The 16856-nt window shown below is 63.2% G+C and carries 17 protein-coding genes; 8 read left to right on the forward strand and 9 right to left on the reverse strand.

Annotation, left to right across the window (positions count from 1 at the left end; genetic code table 11):
- Window positions 1-80 precede the first annotated feature (80 nt).
- The 5 genes from gyrB to dnaA all read right to left on the reverse strand — a co-directional run bounded on the left by gyrB (window position 81) and on the right by dnaA (window position 6801).
- Window positions 81-2057, reverse strand: a complete 1977-nt coding sequence (gyrB, locus tag E3O44_RS10995) for a DNA topoisomerase (ATP-hydrolyzing) subunit B (RefSeq protein ID WP_134534758.1) — start codon at window positions 2055-2057, stop codon at window positions 81-83.
- Window positions 2058-2179: 122 nt separating this feature from the next.
- Window positions 2180-2668: a DciA family protein gene (locus tag E3O44_RS11000; protein ID WP_134534759.1), complete on the reverse strand. Its 489-nt coding sequence runs from the start codon at window positions 2666-2668 to the stop codon at window positions 2180-2182.
- Window positions 2661-3851: a DNA replication/repair protein RecF gene (recF, locus tag E3O44_RS11005; protein WP_134534760.1), complete on the reverse strand. Its 1191-nt coding sequence runs from the start codon at window positions 3849-3851 to the stop codon at window positions 2661-2663. Before recF ends, E3O44_RS11000 begins: the two co-directional genes overlap by 8 nt.
- Window positions 3852-3859: 8 nt before the next feature.
- Window positions 3860-5008 (reverse strand): DNA polymerase III subunit beta, encoded by a 1149-nt coding sequence (dnaN, locus tag E3O44_RS11010; RefSeq protein WP_134534761.1) that lies wholly within the window; start codon window positions 5006-5008, stop codon window positions 3860-3862.
- A 371-nt stretch (window positions 5009-5379) separates the two neighbouring features.
- Window positions 5380-6801 (reverse strand): chromosomal replication initiator protein DnaA, encoded by a 1422-nt coding sequence (gene dnaA, locus E3O44_RS11015; protein ID WP_134534762.1) that lies wholly within the window; start codon window positions 6799-6801, stop codon window positions 5380-5382.
- Between the two features lie 442 nt (window positions 6802-7243).
- On the opposite strand from dnaA, the gene rpmH reads away from it, so the two are divergent.
- From rpmH to E3O44_RS11055, 8 genes are all read left to right on the forward strand, one after another.
- Entirely contained in the window at window positions 7244-7381 is a 138-nt protein-coding gene (gene rpmH / locus E3O44_RS11020) for a 50S ribosomal protein L34 (RefSeq protein WP_010204566.1), read from the forward strand.
- A gap of 8 nt (window positions 7382-7389) precedes the next feature.
- The gene (gene rnpA, locus E3O44_RS11025) at window positions 7390-7782 is read left to right on the forward strand and encodes a ribonuclease P protein component (RefSeq protein ID WP_166792618.1); all 393 of its coding nucleotides are present in this window, start codon (window positions 7390-7392) and stop codon (window positions 7780-7782) included.
- Between the two features lie 27 nt (window positions 7783-7809).
- Window positions 7810-8121: a membrane protein insertion efficiency factor YidD gene (gene yidD / locus E3O44_RS11030; protein WP_134534763.1), complete on the forward strand. Its 312-nt coding sequence runs from the start codon at window positions 7810-7812 to the stop codon at window positions 8119-8121.
- A gap of 8 nt (window positions 8122-8129) precedes the next feature.
- Window positions 8130-9107: a membrane protein insertase YidC gene (gene yidC / locus E3O44_RS11035; protein WP_134448555.1), complete on the forward strand. Its 978-nt coding sequence runs from the start codon at window positions 8130-8132 to the stop codon at window positions 9105-9107.
- Window positions 9108-9173: 66 nt separating this feature from the next.
- A complete protein-coding gene (locus E3O44_RS11040; RefSeq protein WP_134534764.1) occupies window positions 9174-9692 on the forward strand; it encodes a Jag family protein in 519 nt (172 codons plus the stop codon).
- 15 nt (window positions 9693-9707) lie between these two features.
- On the forward strand, window positions 9708-10337 hold the full coding sequence (gene rsmG / locus E3O44_RS11045) for a 16S rRNA (guanine(527)-N(7))-methyltransferase RsmG (RefSeq protein WP_134534765.1): 630 nt from the start codon (window positions 9708-9710) through the stop codon (window positions 10335-10337).
- A gap of 51 nt (window positions 10338-10388) precedes the next feature.
- A complete protein-coding gene (locus E3O44_RS11050; RefSeq protein WP_134534766.1) occupies window positions 10389-11357 on the forward strand; it encodes a ParA family protein in 969 nt (322 codons plus the stop codon).
- Window positions 11358-11359: 2 nt separating this feature from the next.
- Window positions 11360-12427 (forward strand): ParB/RepB/Spo0J family partition protein, encoded by a 1068-nt coding sequence (locus tag E3O44_RS11055; RefSeq protein WP_134534767.1) that lies wholly within the window; start codon window positions 11360-11362, stop codon window positions 12425-12427.
- A gap of 488 nt (window positions 12428-12915) precedes the next feature.
- Here E3O44_RS11055 and E3O44_RS11060 read toward each other — a convergent pair whose 3' ends face one another.
- From E3O44_RS11060 to trxB, 4 genes are all read right to left on the reverse strand, one after another.
- Window positions 12916-13875: a D-alanine--D-alanine ligase family protein gene (locus tag E3O44_RS11060; RefSeq protein ID WP_134534768.1), complete on the reverse strand. Its 960-nt coding sequence runs from the start codon at window positions 13873-13875 to the stop codon at window positions 12916-12918.
- A gap of 42 nt (window positions 13876-13917) precedes the next feature.
- A complete protein-coding gene (locus E3O44_RS11065; RefSeq protein ID WP_134534769.1) occupies window positions 13918-15237 on the reverse strand; it encodes an aminotransferase-like domain-containing protein in 1320 nt (439 codons plus the stop codon).
- A gap of 136 nt (window positions 15238-15373) precedes the next feature.
- The gene (gene trxA / locus E3O44_RS11070) at window positions 15374-15697 is read right to left on the reverse strand and encodes a thioredoxin (RefSeq protein ID WP_134534770.1); all 324 of its coding nucleotides are present in this window, start codon (window positions 15695-15697) and stop codon (window positions 15374-15376) included.
- 70 nt (window positions 15698-15767) lie between these two features.
- Complete coding sequence (gene trxB, locus E3O44_RS11075; RefSeq protein WP_134534771.1) at window positions 15768-16742, reverse strand: thioredoxin-disulfide reductase; 975 nt, start codon at window positions 16740-16742, stop codon at window positions 15768-15770.
- Window positions 16743-16856: the final 114 nt, after the last annotated feature.

Raw genomic sequence — 16856 nt, forward strand, 5'->3', positions numbered from 1 at the left:
GCTCGAGATGAGCCGCCTTCGCGGCGGCTTCCGCTGCGAGCTCCTCGTTGGTGGTGTTGCCGGTGGTGTTGTTGGTGTCGTCAGATGTCAAGGAAACGCACGTCCTTCGCGTTCTTCTGGATGAAGTTGCGGCGGGACTCGACGTCCTCGCCCATCAGTGTGGAGAAAATCTCGTCCGCCGCCGCTGCGTCGTCGAGCGTGACCTGGAGCAGCGTTCGGGTCTCAGGCGCCATCGTGGTTTCCCACAGCTCCTTGTAGTCCATCTCGCCGAGGCCCTTGTACCGCTGGATGCCGTTGTCCTTGGGGATCCGCTTGCCCGCTGCCGCGCCATCGGCGAGGAGCGCGTCGCGTTCCTTGTCGGAGTAGACGTATTCGTGCGGGGAGTTCGTCCATTTGAGCCGGTACAGCGGCGGCTGCGCGAGGTACACGTAGCCGAGGTCGATGAGCGGCCGCATGTAGCGGAACAACAGGGTCAGCAGGAGGGTCGTGATGTGCTGGCCGTCGACATCCGCATCGGCCATCAGGACGATCTTGTGATACCGGACCTTGTCGGGATTGAATTCCTCGCCCATGCCGGCGCCGAATGCCGTGATCATGGCCTGGACCTCGGCGTTTCCGAGGGCACGGTCGAGCCGCGCCTTCTCCACGTTCAGGATCTTGCCGCGAAGCGGGAGAATCGCCTGATACTCCGGGTTCCGGCCCTGGACCGCGGAGCCGCCGGCCGAGTCACCCTCGACGATGAAGATCTCGGAGAGGGACGGGTCCTTGCTCTGGCAGTCCTTGAGCTTGCCCGGCATGCCGCCACCCTCGAGGAGGCCCTTGCGCCTAGCCGTTTCGCGCGCCTTGCGCGCCGCCATCCGGGCGTTCGACGCCTGGAGCGCCTTGCGAATGATCTCCTTGGCCGAGATCGGGTTGCGGTTGAACCAGTCGGACAGCTGGTCGTTGGCGACCTTCTGCACGAAGGACTTCGCCTCGGTGTTTCCGAGCTTCGTCTTGGTCTGGCCCTCGAACTGCGGTTCGGCGAGCTTGATCGACACGACGGCGGTCAGGCCTTCGCGCACATCGTCTCCGGTGAGGTTGTCATCCTTTTCCTTGAGGATGCCCTTTTCCCTGGCGTACTTATTGACGAGGGTCGTGAGCGCCGCGCGGAAACCCTCTTCGTGGGTGCCGCCCTCGTGGGTGTTGATCGTGTTCGCGTAGGTGTGGACGCTCTCCGTGTACGCGGTGGTCCACTGCATGGCCACTTCGAGGGCCATCTTGCGTTCGTGGTCCTCGAATTCGAAGGAGATGATCTCTTCGTTGACGAGTTCGGCCTTCTTGGCACGGTTGAGGTACTCGACGTAGTCGACGAGTCCCTTCTCGTACATGAAGGTCTTGTGCATCGGGGCGCCCTCGGCGTCGAGGTGCTCCGGTCGTTCGTCGGTGAGCGTGATAGTGAGTCCCTTATTAAGGAACGCCATCTGCTGGAAGCGCGCCCGCAGGGTCTCGAAGTCGAAGTCCGTGGTTTCGAAGGTTTCGGCGCTCGGCCAGAACGTGATCGTCGTCCCGGTCTCTTCGGAGGCTTCGTCCTGGCTCAGCGGGGCGAAGGGGACACCGTCGTGGAAGCTCTGCCGCCACACGTGGCCCTGGCGACGGACCGCAACGTCGAGCCGGGAAGACAGCGCGTTGACCACGGAGCTGCCGACGCCGTGGAGGCCACCGGAAACCGAATAACCGCCGCCACCGAATTTACCGCCGGCGTGGAGCACGGTCAGGACGACCTCGACCGTCGAACGGCCCTCCGCCTTGTGGATGTCGACGGGGATGCCGCGACCGTTGTCTGCGACGCGAACGGCGCCGTCGGCGAGGATCTCGATGCCGATGGTGTCGCAGTATCCCGCGAGGGCCTCGTCCACCGAGTTGTCCACAATCTCGTAGACCAGGTGGTGCAGACCTCGGGGACCGGTCGACCCGATATACATACCGGGGCGCTTCCGAACGGCTTCAAGTCCTTCGAGGACCTGGATATCGTCGGCGCCGTATCCATGCTCCGGCTCGATCAATGGTTCGACTGACATCTGTTATGGAGCTCCTGACCGTCGCGCGGGCGACCCTTGAGTCTACCAAACAGGGCATGGCCTCCCGGCCATAAACGGGGATCTGACGCGTTTTGCCTAGTCGGTTGACCTGTTTTGGCTCCCTAGCCGTAGGTATCGCGTGGACCGCGCCCTGGAATTGATCTGGGACCCTTTTTCCAGGAGGGAGCGTTGGGTCCCTGAAAACGGATTGACACGATGCCCGCGTCCGGATAGCGGACGGAGATGTGCGTCATGATTTCGACGCGCATCATCCGGAGCTGGGTTGCCCACGCCGTCGACTCGCAGTGCACGGTCAGCACGCCCTCGTCGATGCCGGCGGGAGTGGAGTGTTTCGATGTTTCCTCACCGGCGAGTTCGATCCAGGATGCGAGCAGTTCCGACTGCGCGAGGGGTGAGTTCCACCCGAGCTGCATGGTCAGGGAGTCGATCGTGTCGCCGAGGCCACGTGGATCGCGGCCGATGCCGAACGGAACACTCGAACCGGTGTCGTCCCGTACCCGGCGCCTGGCCTTCACGCGCTTCGCGTTCGGGTCGCCGAACACATCCTTGAACCGCAGGTAGACCCGTGCGGCCTCGCTCTGCTCAGCCATCGACGACCTCCCCTGCGTTGATATGAATGGTGTGCGCCGCCAGTTGTTTGGGGACATCCTCGAACACGGCCGCAGTGATGAGCACCTGATCGAATCCCAGCACCGCAGCCGCGAGGCGGCTGCGGCGGGACTGGTCGAGTTCAGCGAAGACGTCGTCGAGGATGAGGACGGGATCCCCGCTCGCGGAATCCCTGCGCAGGAGTTCGGCGGCCGCGAGCTTGAGCGCGAGGGCGAATGACCAGGATTCGCCGTGGCTCGCATATCCCCGCGCCGGCAGGGCGTTGAGCATGAAGACGACATCGTCGCGATGCGGGCCGACCAGGGTCATCCCGCGGTCGAGTTCTTTCCGGCGAACGCCGGAAAGGGCCGCCCGGAACAGCTCGGCAGTCGCCCCGGCCTCCTTCGCGATCCCTGCGGTGCCGGCCGATCCACCGGAGGATGTACCGACATCACTGCCTTCGTCGCTGCCGAGCGTGTCGTCCGATCCGAGGATGCTGAGGGCGCCGAGCAGCGCCGGGCCGTGATCGGCGTCGACGACGGCCTCATACGCAGAGCGAAGGGGACCGCCGAGTTCATCGGTGAGCTTCGCCCGCTCGTCGATGATCTCCGAACCGAATTCCACGAGACGGTCGTCCCAGACCTCGAGCGTTCCGAGCTGGGTTGTGCGCAATCCGGACGCCCTGGCGGATTTCAACAGGGAGTTGCGCTGCCGCAGCACCCGGTCGTAATCGGCGAGCACCCCGGTCAGACGAGGGGACCGGAGTACCAGGAGCTGGTCGAGGAACCGGCGTCGCCCCGACGGGTCGCCGCGCACGAGCGCGAGGTCTTCCGGAGCGAACAGGACACTCGAGAAATACCGCGGCAGCTCCCGCGTCTTGATCACCGAGCGGTTGACCTGCGCCCGGTTCAGTCCGGACCGGTTGATCTGCACTTCGGCGAGGAGATCCCTGCCGTTGTATTCGAGCTTCGCCCGGATGATGGCGGCGTCCTCGCCGGACCGGATCATCGCCGCCGTCGTCGACACCCGGTGCGAACCCAGTGTGCTCAGAAAGCCGAGAGCCTCGACCAGGTTGGTTTTGCCCTGGCCGTTGCTCCCGACGATGAGGTTGGGTCCGGGATTGAACGGAACCTCGACCTGCGCATAGTTGCGGAAGTCGGTCAGGGACAGGTGAGTTACCCGCACCGCAGTTCTTAGCGCAACAGCAGGTTCGGCTGGAGCAGGTACTTGTAGCTGTCCGCACCCGGCTGGTCACGCGAACTCTGGCTCGTGATCAGGACAGGTCCCGGCTTGTTGGGGTTTTCCGTCTTCGTGAATGAGATCCGCACGAATTCGGAGTGCACGGCCGTGAGGCCGTCCAGCAGGAACTGCGGTTTGAGGGAGACGACGGTTTCAACGCCGGACAGTATCGCATCGACGGATTCCTTCGCCTGCGCCTGCTCCGACCCGACTGCTTCGAGAGTGAGTCCGTCGGTCGTGAAGCTGAAACGCAGCGCGGCTTCGCGCTCGAGTACGAGAGCGACGCGACGGGTGGCCTCGATCAATTCCGCGGTGTTCATCACGGCGTAATTGTCGACCTGGTCAGGGAAAAGCCTGCGAACGGGTGGGTAGTTCCCCTTGATCAGGAGGCTCGTGACGGTCTTCTTGTCCGCGGTAAATGCGATCAGTTCGCGATCGTCGGTGTTGGTGATCGCCACGGAAATCGTGCCGCTGTGGCCGAAGGTCTTGCCGACTTCCTGCAGGGTGCGGGCGGGTACGAGCGCGGTGATGGTGTCCGTGGCGACCATCGTGCCCGGATCCCAGTCGATTTCCCGGACGGCGACGCGGTAACGGTCGGTCGCAACGAGGCTCAGGCTGTTCTCCGAGATCTGCAGCTGAACGCCCGTGATCACCGGAGTCACATCGTCACGCGATGCGGCGACGGCGACCTGGGCGACTGCTGCGGCGAAATCCTCGGCCGGAACAAGGCCGGCTTGCCCGCTCACGACGGGGATGCTCGGATATTCCTCGACAGGCATGGACAGGAGCGTGAAGCTCGCGCTTCCACAGCTGACGGTGATGCGGGAATCCTTGGTCACGAAGCTGACGGGAGCATTCGGCATCCGGCTGGCGATCTCCGCGAGGAGACGACCGGAGACGAGAACCCGACCGGTCTCTTCGACCTCGGCTGCAATTTCCGTTTGTGCGGAGACCTCGTAGTCGAATGACGAGAGGATCAAGCCGGTCGCTGTTGCCTCGATCAGCACACCACTCAAAATGGGCAGCGTGGTGCGCTGGGGAAGGAGTTTGACAGCAAATGAAACGGCTTCGCTGAAAACGTCCCGGTTGGCCTGAAATCTCACGAAGTCACTCCTGTCGGTCGGAGACCTGTTTGGGCTCAATGGTAGTCGTTCTCACAACGGCTTCTGCGTCGTTCGATTTCCTCCGGCTTCGGAGGAAAGGTTGTCGGCCAGAGAGAAGTTTAAGTTTTTGTTAATCTTCTTAACCGTTGTGGAAACTGTGGATAACTCTGTGGATGCGGCTCATTCACTGGGAACTACAAACATGTAACTTGTGGGCAGCCTGTGAGCGTTAATCGGCTTCCGGTTCAGGACGAGCCTGTCGGCGAGCGGAGTTTGCACAAGCCCTTCCGGAGTTTCCACAAATTCGCACGAGTTGTCCGACGAGTTTCCACAGGGTTATCCACAGCTGTGAAAACTGAGGGATTTTGCACTTATTTGTAGCGGTGGTCCTGTTTGATGCGGTTGGTGAGTTCCGTGACCTGGTTGTAGATCGACCGGCGTTCCTTCATGAGCTCGCTGATCTTCTTGTTCGCATACATCACCGTCGTGTGGTCCCGGTTGCCGAACAACTGGCCGATTTTCGGGAGCGACAGATTGGTGAGTTCCCGGCAGAGGTACATCGCGATCTGACGGGCCGTGGCAACCGCCTGGGAGCGGGAAGAGCCGTAGAGGTCGTCGACCGTGAGCTTGAAATAGTCGGCGGTGTTGGTGATGATGTCGACCGGCGCGATCACATTGTCCTCGTCGAGGGTGATCAGGTCCTTGAGCACCGTCTGGACGAGGTCCATGTCGACCGGAGTCCGGTTGAGGCTGGCGAAGGCGGTGACCCTGATCAGGGTGCCTTCGAGTTCACGGATGTTGGACGAGACCTTCGACGCCATGAATTCGAGGATGTCGTGGGGGACCTGGAGCTTCTCGCTCTGGGCCTTCTTGCGCAGGATCGCGATGCGGGTCTCGAGGTCGGGTGCCTGGACATCCGTGATGAGGCCCCACTCGAACCGGGAGCGCATGCGGTCTTCGAAGCCGGTCAGTGCCTTCGGCGGCAGGTCACTCGTGATGACGACCTGCTTGTTGTGATCGTGCAGGGTGTTGAAAGTGTGGAAGAACGCCTCCTGGGTCTCCGCCTTGCCCTGCAGGAACTGGATGTCGTCGATCATCAGGATGTCGATATTGCGATACCGGGACTGGAATGCCGAGCCGCGGTTGTTCGCGATCGAATTGATGAAGTCGTTGGTGAATTCCTCGGAACTGACATAACGCACGCGGATGCCCGGGTACAGGCTCATGGCGTAGTGGCCGATGGCGTGGAGCAGGTGCGTCTTGCCGAGTCCGGACGAACCGTAGACGAAGAGCGGGTTGTATGCCTTGGCCGGCGCCTCGGCGACGGCGACGGCAGCCGCGTGTGCGAAGCGGTTCGACTGCCCGATCACGAAATTGTCGAAGCTGTACTTCGAATTGAGCCGGGTGTCGTGCGGGCTTTCCACGGGCGGCGCGCTCTCGAAAACCGATTGGGGCGTTGCCGGGGTCTCGACATCCCGCGGCAGTGCGGTCTCCTGGACCGGTCGGAGCGACTCCTGCTCGAGTTCCGGGTTGACGACCACATAGAACGTGGACACAGCGGTCGCATCGGACAACTTGCCCATCGCGGCGAGCAGGGGAACCCGCATCCGCTGGTTGAGCATGCTCGCGGTGAACTCGTTCGGCACCTCGAGGTAGAAGGTGCCGGCGGCGATGCCCTTGGGTTCGACCAGGTTGAGGAAGCCGTAGAGCATGGGAGTGATGGTGTCATCCGATTCGAGGCTGGTGAGCACTGCCCGCCAGGTGTCCGCGATCGGTTGTTCTTCGGCTGCCATTGTTCCCTCTGTCGATACTGTCTGTCGATACTGTTTGTCGGTACTGTCGAAAACTTGTTGAATGCACCCGGCATCGCCGGAAGAGTCGACACCAGTGTGAGCCGAATCGACGGCCTCAGCAAAAGCATCCACAAGGTTATCCACCGCCTGTGTGCAATTCGGGCTGTGTTTTACAGGCAATGGGGGCTGCCTGTGGATAACTTGTCCTCACGGTAGTCAATGACGGCCGCGGCGGCCAACTCTGTTGTGGATTCGGTACGTGTCGTTCACCGGAAACCGCGAAAAGATGTGCAGAATCTTCCGTTTACCGCCGTCGGGTTTGACCAGCACCGATTGAGGCCGTAGTTTTAATCAGTTGACCCCAGCCCGCGGGCTACCTCACTCTTTCCCGGCCGCTCTACATTTTTTGGCCTGCGGAGATTCAATACGTGGAGACCACACAATGAGCAAGAGAACTTTCCAGCCGAACAACCGTCGTCGCGCCAAGGTGCACGGCTTCCGTCTTCGCATGCGCACCCGCGCCGGCCGTGCAATCCTCGGTGCCCGCCGTCGTAAGGGTCGCACCGAGCTTTCCGCCTAAGCACTCCCGTGCTCGCGGGGACCAATCGCATCACGAGCGGCAGCGACTACAAGATGGTCGTTCGCCGTGGCGTGCGTGTTGTTGGTCCGCATTTCGTGACGTACCTGCGTGACAACTCCGAGGGGCTTCCCCCTCGGTTCGGTTTCATCGTCGCCAAGAACGTGGGGAACGCCGTCCGGCGCAACCGAATGCGCCGTCGCCTGAAGGCGGCGTGCTTCGGTCTGCTCCCCTCGGTGCACCCCGGCACGGATGTCGTCATCCGGGCACTTCCGGCGGCGCACGAATTGGACTGGCCCGTTCTTCAGGCCGAAGTCGGCCAGGCGCTCCAGAGTTTCGAGCGCCGAAAAGCGGCAGGCACCACCGGATCCGGGCATCGCCGGCCGGAACGACTGCCCTCGTGATGCAGCGTCTGCGATGAGGTCAGCCTCATGAAGTCGGTCCTCGTGTGGATCCTTCTGATCCCACGCAATCTCGGAGTGCTGCTGCTGCGCGTCTACCGCGCGGTGGTCTCACCGCTGTATGGCGACGTTTGCAGGTACTATCCCTCTTGTTCGGCGTACGCACTCGGTGCCGTTCAGGAACATGGCCTGGTTATCGGGTCCGGTCTGGCGGCTCGCCGTCTTGCCCGGTGTCATCCGTGGGCCGAAGGCGGAGTCGATGACGTTCCGCTGAAGCGCAAGCGTCGCTACGCCGTGACGTCGTTTGGATTTGTAGTCCCAGTGAGCCACGGAAAGGGCTGACCCAAAGTATGGACCTCCTAGGTACGATTCTCTGGCCTTTGAAATGGGCTGTCGAGCTCCTGCTCGTCGCCTTCCACTGGTTGTTCACGACCGTCGGACTCGGCTACAACGACGGCATCACCTGGGTCCTTGCGATCGTCGGGCTCGTGCTCGTCGTGCGCGCCGCGCTCATCCCCATCTTTGTACGGCAGATTCGCAGCCAGCGCAAGATGCTCGAGGTTGCCCCTCAGCTCAAGAAGATCCAGGACAAGTACAAGGGCAAGAAGGACCAGTTCTCCCGCGAGGCGATGTCCCGCGAGACCATGGAACTCTACAAGCGCACGGGTACGAACCCGCTGAGCTCCTGCCTCCCGCTCCTGCTGCAGATGCCGATCTTCTTCGCGCTGTTCTCCGTGCTCAATGACGCCCAGCACGCGAAGGCCGGCGTCGGGCCGCTCAACTCCCAGCTCGCCGAGAGCTTCGGCAGCGCCACCCTGTTCGGGGTCGCCCCGCTGCACGAATCGTTCTCCACCCAGTGGGCCCTGCTCGTGGCCGGCAGCCCGTACAACCTCGCTGTGATGCTCATCGCGGCCACCATGGTCGTGCTGATGACCGCGTCGCAGTTCATCACGCAGCTGCAGATCGTCTCCAAGAACATGTCGCCGGAAACCAAGGCGAGCCCGATGTTCAAGCAGCAGCGCATGATGTTGTACCTACTCCCGCTCGTCTTCGCCTTCTCCGGTATCGCGTTCCCGCTCGGCGTCATGTTCTACTGGCTCACCTCGAACATCTGGACCATGGCCCAGCAGTTCCTGGTCATCCGCAACATGCCGACACCGGGCAGCGAAGCAGCGAAGGCCCGCGAGGAGCGTCTCGCCCGCAAGGGAAAGCTCATCGCCAAGGACGGCGACATCATCGTGGTCGAGGAACCGAAGAAGCAGCAGCCACAGCGCCAGCAGCCCGTTGGCAAGTCCCGGGCCAAGAAGCAGACCGGCCCGAAGAAATAGACTGAGCCGCACGGCCGGAACGGCCGCACGGAACGACTGAACAGAACCACGGAAGAGACGGACATCGTGACTGAGAACACCGACGTGATCGCCGCGGCCTCCCCCGCGGAAGATGACTCCCCCACCCTCGATCAGCTCGAGAAGGAGGGCGACGTCGCCGCGGACTACATCGAGGAATTCCTCGACATCTGCGACCTCGACGGGGACATCGATATCGACGCCCGCAACGGGCGCGCCTACGTGTCGGTCAATTCGACGGATGCCGGAAGCCTGCGTCTGCTCTCGCGTCCGGACACCGTGAACGCCCTCCAGGAACTGACCCGCCTCGCGGTACAGAACAAGACCGGGTCGTTCTCCCGGTTGATCCTCGACATCGGCGGTTCCCGCGAGGCCCGCCAAGCGGAGCTGGGCGTCCTGGTGACCCGTGCGATCGAGCGCATCGTCGCAGGCGCGACGGAAGCGTCCCTGCCGCCCATGTCCTCCTACGAGCGCAAACTCGTGCACGATCTCGTCTCCGAGCACGGATACGTGTCGGAATCGACGGGTGAGGGCCGCGACCGCCACACGGTCATCACCGCGGCGTAGTTTCACGTGGAACACGTGAACGACACGCTCGAGATCGAACCCGTCGTCACCGCGGGACTCTTCGGGGAACGCATCGACGTGGCGCGGGCCTTCGCGGCCAACCTGGCGAGCCAAGGTGAGGAGCGTGGCCTGATCGGCCCGCTCGAATTGCCCAGGCTCTGGAGCCGGCACATCCTGAACTGTGCGATCATGGCACCCCTGCTCCGCCCGGGACTGGTCGGTGACGTCGGGTCCGGTGCCGGGTTGCCTGGGCTTGTGCTCGCGATCATGCGGCCCGACGTTGATTTCGTGTTGATCGAACCGATGGAGCGGCGCGTCGCCTGGCTGACCGAGCAGGTTGCCGAGCTCGGTCTGGCCAATACGAGCGTGATCCGCGCCAGAGCTGAGGATGTGCACCTCCCGCAGCCACTCGATCAGGTCACCGCGCGAGCAGTAAGCGCTTTCCGAACTCTGATTCCCCTGACGGCGCCGCTCGTCAAGGCAGGGGGCGAGCTCGTGCTGATGAAGGGTGCCGGGGCGCCGGGAGAGATCTCGGCGGCGACCAAGGAGATCCGACGGTTCCACCTCAGCAATGTCGAGGTCATCACGCTCGGCGAGGGCGTGCTGCAGGACGTCACGCGGGTCATAAGGGCTACAGTTGATTAGTCCCCGATTGGTGTTTCGCAGCTGCGAACATGGATCGTGCAGCACCCTCGGATGGCTCTTCAACCGTCGAACGTAAGGTTTCACGTGAAACAACCCGGCCAGGATCAGCACGACACCGCGGCCGCACCCGGCTTTGACACCAGCACTCCCCTCGCGAGGGAAATCAGCGAGCTGACGCGCCGACGTCAGGTGATCGCGGCGGAGCGGCTGCCGAAGCCCGAGCGGACGCGGATCATCACGGTGTCGAACCAGAAGGGCGGCGTGGGCAAGACCACGACCGCCGTGAACCTGGCTGCGGCATTGGCGCGTCAGGGTGCCCGGGTGCTCGTGATCGACCTCGACCCGCAGGGAAACGCGTCGACCGCCCTCGGCGTCGAACACCGCGCGGACACCCCGAGCGTGTACGACGTGATCATCAATGACATGGACCTCGCGTCCGTCGTGCAGAGCAGCCCGGAGTTCGGTTCCCTTTTCTGCGTGCCGGCCACGATCCACCTCGCCGGAGCCGAGATCGAGCTCGTCTCTCTCGTGGCCCGCGAACAGCGGCTGAGCCGGGCCCTCAGCCTGCACTTGAAGACGATGACGGATCCGTACGACTACGTCTTCATTGATTGTCCCCCGTCACTCGGACTCCTCACGATCAACGCCTTCGTGGCCGCGAAAGAGGTCCTCATCCCGATTCAGTGCGAGTATTACGCGCTCGAGGGCCTGAGTCAGCTCCTGAAGAACATCGAGCTGATCGAGAAACACCTCAACCCAGAACTCACCGTGTCGACGATCCTGCTGACGATGTACGACAGCCGCACCAATCTGGCCAACCAGGTGGCGCAGGACGTGCGCGATCACTTCCCCAATCAGGTGCTGAGCACCCTCATTCCGCGGTCCGTGCGGGTTTCTGAGGCGCCGAGCTATGGCCAGAGCGTGATCAGTTACGACTTGAACTCGGCAGGATCGCTCTCCTACCTTGAAGCAGCAGCGGAAATCGCCAGGCGCGGTGCCCCCCAGACAGGAGAACGATAGTAATGGCGAAGAGAACAGGCCTCGGCCGCGGCATTGGCGCCCTGATTCCGATTCAGGACGACCCCAACCTCGCTCGTCCCGTCGATGTCTTCTTCCCGTACTCCCCCGCGGCCAAGGCCAGTGCTGCTGCGGCACTAGCCGCCGCCAACGAGGCGGCAGGGATCGGTACGGTCGAGCTCGTAGCCGCGCCGGACGCGGATGGCCCAACTGTTCCCAGCGCACCGGAAGAGCCGGAAACGGAGGTCACCCTCCTGGTACCGGTTCCGGGTGCCCGGCTCGCTCACCTCAACCCCTTTGACATCGTCCCGAATGCGCAGCAGCCCCGCAGCGTCTTCGACGAGTCCGATCTCGCCGAACTGGTGCACAGCATCCGCGAGGTCGGGGTGCTTCAGCCGATCGTGGTGCGCCCGCTTCCGGACCAGCCCGGCAAGTACGAGCTCGTCATGGGCGAGCGGCGGCTGCGCGCGACCAAGGAAGCCGGACTCGATTCCATTCCCGCCGTCGTCCGTGAGACCGCGGACGTCGATATGCTGCGTGACGCGCTGCTTGAGAACCTTCATCGCGCGCAGCTGAACCCGCTCGAAGAGGCGTCCGCATACCAGCAGCTCCTCGCGGACTTCGGCATCACCCAGGACGAGCTGGCACAGCGAATTGGCCGGTCAAGGCCGCAAATCACGAATACGATCCGTCTACTGAAGCTCCCCGAAGCCGTGCAACTGCGCGTCGCGGCCGGGGTCTTGTCCGCCGGGCATGCCCGCGCGATCCTCTCCGTCGGAGACCCAGAAGGGATGCTGCGGCTCGCGGACAAGATCGTCAACGAGGACCTGTCTGTTCGTGCAGCGGAGGCCGCGGCGACCGCGGTGCCGAAGGTTCAGGTGCCGCGCCCGTCCGCGGGCAAGCGTCAGGGGCACCTCGACGAGATCGCCCTGCACCTCGGCGATCGTCTGGACACCCGGGTGAAGATCAACCTGGGCGCGCGTAAGGGGCAGATCAACATTGATTTCGCCACGATCGGCGACCTGAACCGGATCCTTGCGGTTCTGGGAGAACCCGGTTTCGGCTCCAACTAGTCCCTGCACCGCGCGGGAGTACATTCGTGCGGTGTTTCACGTGAAACATCCGGCGCAGGAGCCGTGCGGTTCTGGTTCCGGAATCTGTCCCGTTGATATGATGCTCTGTTCATGTTTCACGTGAAACCATGGCGCGAGCTACAAAATGTGTGCAGGTTTCACGTGAAACATGGCGGTCGAATATCAGACGGCCACATTGCGCCGCTGGATGGAGTCACACCGAGCCTCTGACGTGTCGGGTGAATCAGTAGGGTGCTGTGGATGTTTCACGTGAAACACGCTGTTTTTCCGGTTTGCTGTCGCGCGTCGGGCGTGATGTGAATGTTTCACGTGAAACGGTGTCACAGATGACCAGGAGCGGCGTGAATTTCGAGTGATTTCAGGTCGCCAGAACGCATCCTAAGCCGACTTCAGAGTTTCCGGAATTCTCGGATCGGGGCCAAATTGGATCGAATTCGGTAGAAATTTGGCGATGTGGGCGGTTCGTGTCAGTCAATGGTCGCGACCGCGGCACGTGCGAGAGACTCGTAGACATCACCGAGCGTCGCACCCGAGGCTTCGATGGACTGGGGGACTAGTGAGGTTTCCGTGAGTCCGGGAAGCACGTTCGCCTCGAGGAACCAAACCAACCCGTCATCGTCGACGATCAGGTCGATCCGGGAAATGTGCCGGAGTCCGAGCAAAGCGTGGATTCCGACCGCGGTCTCGGAGACAAGGGACGCTGTCTCTGGGGTGATGCGGGCGGGAGCATAGAAGAGGGTCTCGCCGGCGTTGTACCGGGCTTCAAAGCTGTACACGCCGTTGACCGGGACGATTTCGACCGCGGGAAGGGCGCGGGGGCCGTCCCCTGAGTCGATGACCGTCACGGCGAGCTCGGTGCCGCGTACCTTCTCCTCGACCAGGGCAACGGAATTATAGGTGTACGCCTCCACCATGGCTCGGGGGAGTTCGGCCGCCGTTTCGACGATCGTCACTCCCTGGGCGGATCCGCCCTGGGAGGGCTTCACGACGAGGGGAGTAGGGAGCGCCGTCAGGAGGTGCTCGAGCACGCTCGCGGCACCGAGGTCACGGAATGTCTCCTTGGAGAGGGCGATCCAGTTCGGAGTCGCGAATCCGGCTCTCCGGACGAGTTCCTTGGCGGTGGGCTTCGTCCAGGCGAGGCTCGCCGGGCCGCCGCGCGAGCCGACGTGGGGGATTCCCGTCGTCTCGAGGAGCGCCAGAAGGGCACCGTCCTCGCCGGTTGCGCCGTGCACGACCGGAAAGATGACGTCCGGTGCCCGGGTGGTGAGGTCGAGCAGGAGCCCGGCCTGGGGGTCGAGGAGGGTGACCTTGTGCCCGAGAACGGTGAGGGCATCCGCTACCCGGCGGCCCGATCGGAGTGAGATATCGCGTTCATGCGAGATTCCACCGGCTAGGACGACGATCGCCAGGGGAGAAATATCGGTCATGATCAGGGATTCCTTGCTAATCGCTTGGGAATGGTGCTGGGGTTAGGAGATATCGGTCGGTAGCGGGTTGAAGCGACCGGGGGTGCGGACCGGATCGAGCGAGCCGGTGCCGGCAAATGTTTCCAGGAGGTCGAGCTCGTCGCGGACGACGGTCGCCAGGCGGCGAACGCCGACGCGGATCTCAGCGGGTGTGGGATAGCAGAACGACAGCCGGATGTTCTGCTGCCCGTCGCCATTGGCGAAGAATGCCGTGCCCGGCGTGTACGCGACGAGCTCCTTGACGGCACGAGGGAGCATGGCTTTGGAATTCAACAACGGGGGCAGGGTGACCCAGACGTAGAACCCGCCGTTGGGATTCGTCCAGGTGAGCTCGGGCAGATACTCGTCGAGGGCGTTCAGCAGTGCGTTCTTGCGCTCGTGGTACACCCCGCGGAAGGTATTGATCTGGGCCTTCCAGTCCGCCGTCGCGAGGTACTCCGAGATCACGAGTTGGCTGAATGAGCTCGGCGACAACACGGCCGCTTCGTTGGCGAGCACGAGCTTTTCCCTGATCGCGTGCGGCGCGAGGGCCCAACCGACCCGGAAACCCGGAGCGAGAGTCTTGGAAAAGGTGCCGAGGTAGACCACGCCGTCCTGTTCGAGGGAGCGCATCGCGGCCGGCGCCGGCCGATCGAAGTAGAGGAGCCCGTAGGGGTTGTCCTCGAGGACGAGGATATTGTTCGCCCGGCAGATCTCGAGGATCTCGATGCGGCGTTCCCAGCTCAGTGTGACCCCGGCAGGATTGTGGAAGTTCGGGATCGTGTACAGGAACTTGATGGTCTTGCCGGTGGCGCGGAGCTGCGCGATGTGTTCACGCAGGGCCTCAGGAATGAGTCCGTGTTCGTCCATGGGAACGTGGTCGACCTCGGCCTGGTACGACTTGAAGATGACCATGGCTGTGACGTAGCTCGGGCCCTCGGAGATGACGACGTCACCGGGGTCGAGGAAGAGCTTGCTGACGAGCTCGAGCGCGTGCTGCGAACCCGTCGTGACGACGACGTCGTCGGCGTGGGCGCGGATGCCTTCGAGCGCCATGACGTCGAGGATCTGCTCCCGGAGTGCCGGTACCCCCTGGCCGGAGCCGTATTGCAGGGCGACGGGCCCCTGTTCCCGCATGACGCGTTCCATGGCGTTGACCACGAGGTCAGGCGGCAGGGCGGCCACGAACGGCATTCCCCCGGCCAGGGAGACGACCTCGGGCCGTGAGGCGACGGCGAAGAGGGCACGCACTTCAGAGGCGCGGAGACCTGCGGCTCGCTCGGCGTAGTGGTGGTACCACGGGTCGAGGTTGTTACCGGCCTGGGAAGAGCCCTGTGCAGTCACGTCACATCCGTTCTGGTGAGGCTTCAATCGTAGGCCCACCCGGATATGACAAAGCCCGCCCGGCAGGAGCCGGGCGGGCCTCGTTGACCTCTACGTGCGGTGTTTCACGTGAAACCGTGTCCAGTGGACGGAACGATCAGGCCAGGTAGGCGGCCAGGTCGGAAACGAGGACGACCTTCGGCTTGGCGCCGATGACCGTCTTCACGACCTCGCCCTTCTGGAACACCTTCATCGCGGGGATGGAGGTGATCTGGTACTTCGCGGCCAGGGCGGGGAAGTCGTCGACGTTGAGCTTGACGATGTCGAGCTTGTCGGAGTGCTCTGCGGCGATCTGGTCGAGAATCGGGCTGACGGCGCGGCAGGGGCCGCACCATTCTGCCCAGAAGTCCACGAGGACTGTCTTCTCGTTGTTGATGACTTCCTGGTCGAAAGTCGCGTCTGTAACGGCACGTGCGGACATGTGTGCTCCTTAGCTAAAGCCTGTTGGGAAACTGGCTGTTGGGAAACCGGGTGTTTGGGAAACTGTCTGTTTAGTTGGTGGCTGTCTCGAATACGGCGTCGTCGGTGCCGGTCAACAACTCCGTGGCAAGAGCGGCGAGGAAATTCTCCGCGTCGAGCGCCGCGACGGTGCCGGATGCGGCAGCGGTCACGGCCTGACGGTAGTGCGGGTCGATGACGTCGCCGGCCGCGAAGACACCCGCCTGGCTGGTCCTGGAGGAGCGCCCGTCGACCGCGATGGTGCCATCGGTCGTGAGGTCGAGCTGCTGGTGCACGAGATGCGTCCGCGGGTCATTGCCGATGGCGATGAAGACGCCGCCCACCGGAAGCACGTTCTCGGCCCCGGTAACCGTGTCGCGCAGCTCCAGGCCGTCGACGGCATCCGTGCCCGTGATGCCCGTGACCGTCGAGTTCCAGATGAATTCGATCTTCGGGTTGGCGAAGGCGCGTTCCTGCATGATCTTGGAGGCGCGCAGGGTGTCCTTGCGGTGCACGACATAGACCTTGCTCGCGAACCGGGTCAGGAAGGTCGCTTCCTCCATGGCTGAGTCGCCGCCGCCGATCACGGCGATCGTCTTCTCCTTGAAGAAGAAGCCGTCGCAGGTGGCACACCAGGAGACGCCGCGGCCGGAGAGGCGTTCTTCGTCTTCGAGTCCGAGCTTGCGGTACGCGGAACCTGTCGCGAAGATCACGGTCAGGGCCTCGTGGGTTTCACCGGAGCCGAGCGTGACGGTCTTGACGGAACCCGTCAGGTCGAGTTCGGTGACGTCGTCGTAGACGACCTCAGTGCCGAAACGTTCGGCCTGCTCCTGCATCTTCTGCATCAGGTCGGGACCCTGGACACCCTCGGGGAAGCCGGGGTAGTTCTCGACCTCTGTCGTGTTCATGAGTTCGCCGCCGGCCTCCACCGAACTCGCGATGAGCAACGGTTCGAGGTTGGCACGTGCAGCGTAGATGGCGGCCGTGAATCCGGCCGGGCCGGAGCCGATGATGATGATCTGACGCACGCGTAGACTCCTTCGCAGTGGGGGCAGGGCAGGTGCTCTCGCCTCGCTGCCGGGTACAACACATCCTAATCGGATGCTATTCCGCGCCTCCCGGCCAGGACCCCGCGTTCACGG

Source organism: Cryobacterium algoricola, assembly GCF_004402485.1.
GTDB lineage: Bacteria > Actinomycetota > Actinomycetes > Actinomycetales > Microbacteriaceae > Cryobacterium > Cryobacterium algoricola.

Coding starts and splice junctions, on each gene's coding strand:
- E3O44_RS11055 (WP_134534767.1), top strand. CDS start 11,360: ATGGCGAAGAGAACAGGCCTCGGCCGCGGCATTGGCGCCCTGATTCCG.
- E3O44_RS11060 (WP_134534768.1), bottom strand. CDS start 13,875: ATGACCGATATTTCTCCCCTGGCGATCGTCGTCCTAGCCGGTGGAATC.
- yidD (WP_134534763.1), top strand. CDS start 7,810: ATGAAGTCGGTCCTCGTGTGGATCCTTCTGATCCCACGCAATCTCGGA.
- dnaA (WP_134534762.1), bottom strand. CDS start 6,801: ATGGCAGCCGAAGAACAACCGATCGCGGACACCTGGCGGGCAGTGCTC.
- E3O44_RS11050 (WP_134534766.1), top strand. CDS start 10,389: ATGGCTCTTCAACCGTCGAACGTAAGGTTTCACGTGAAACAACCCGGC.
- trxA (WP_134534770.1), bottom strand. CDS start 15,697: ATGTCCGCACGTGCCGTTACAGACGCGACTTTCGACCAGGAAGTCATC.
- gyrB (WP_134534758.1), bottom strand. CDS start 2,057: ATGTCAGTCGAACCATTGATCGAGCCGGAGCATGGATACGGCGCCGAC.
- rpmH (WP_010204566.1), top strand. CDS start 7,244: ATGAGCAAGAGAACTTTCCAGCCGAACAACCGTCGTCGCGCCAAGGTG.
- E3O44_RS11000 (WP_134534759.1), bottom strand. CDS start 2,668: ATGGCTGAGCAGAGCGAGGCCGCACGGGTCTACCTGCGGTTCAAGGAT.
- yidC (WP_134448555.1), top strand. CDS start 8,130: ATGGACCTCCTAGGTACGATTCTCTGGCCTTTGAAATGGGCTGTCGAG.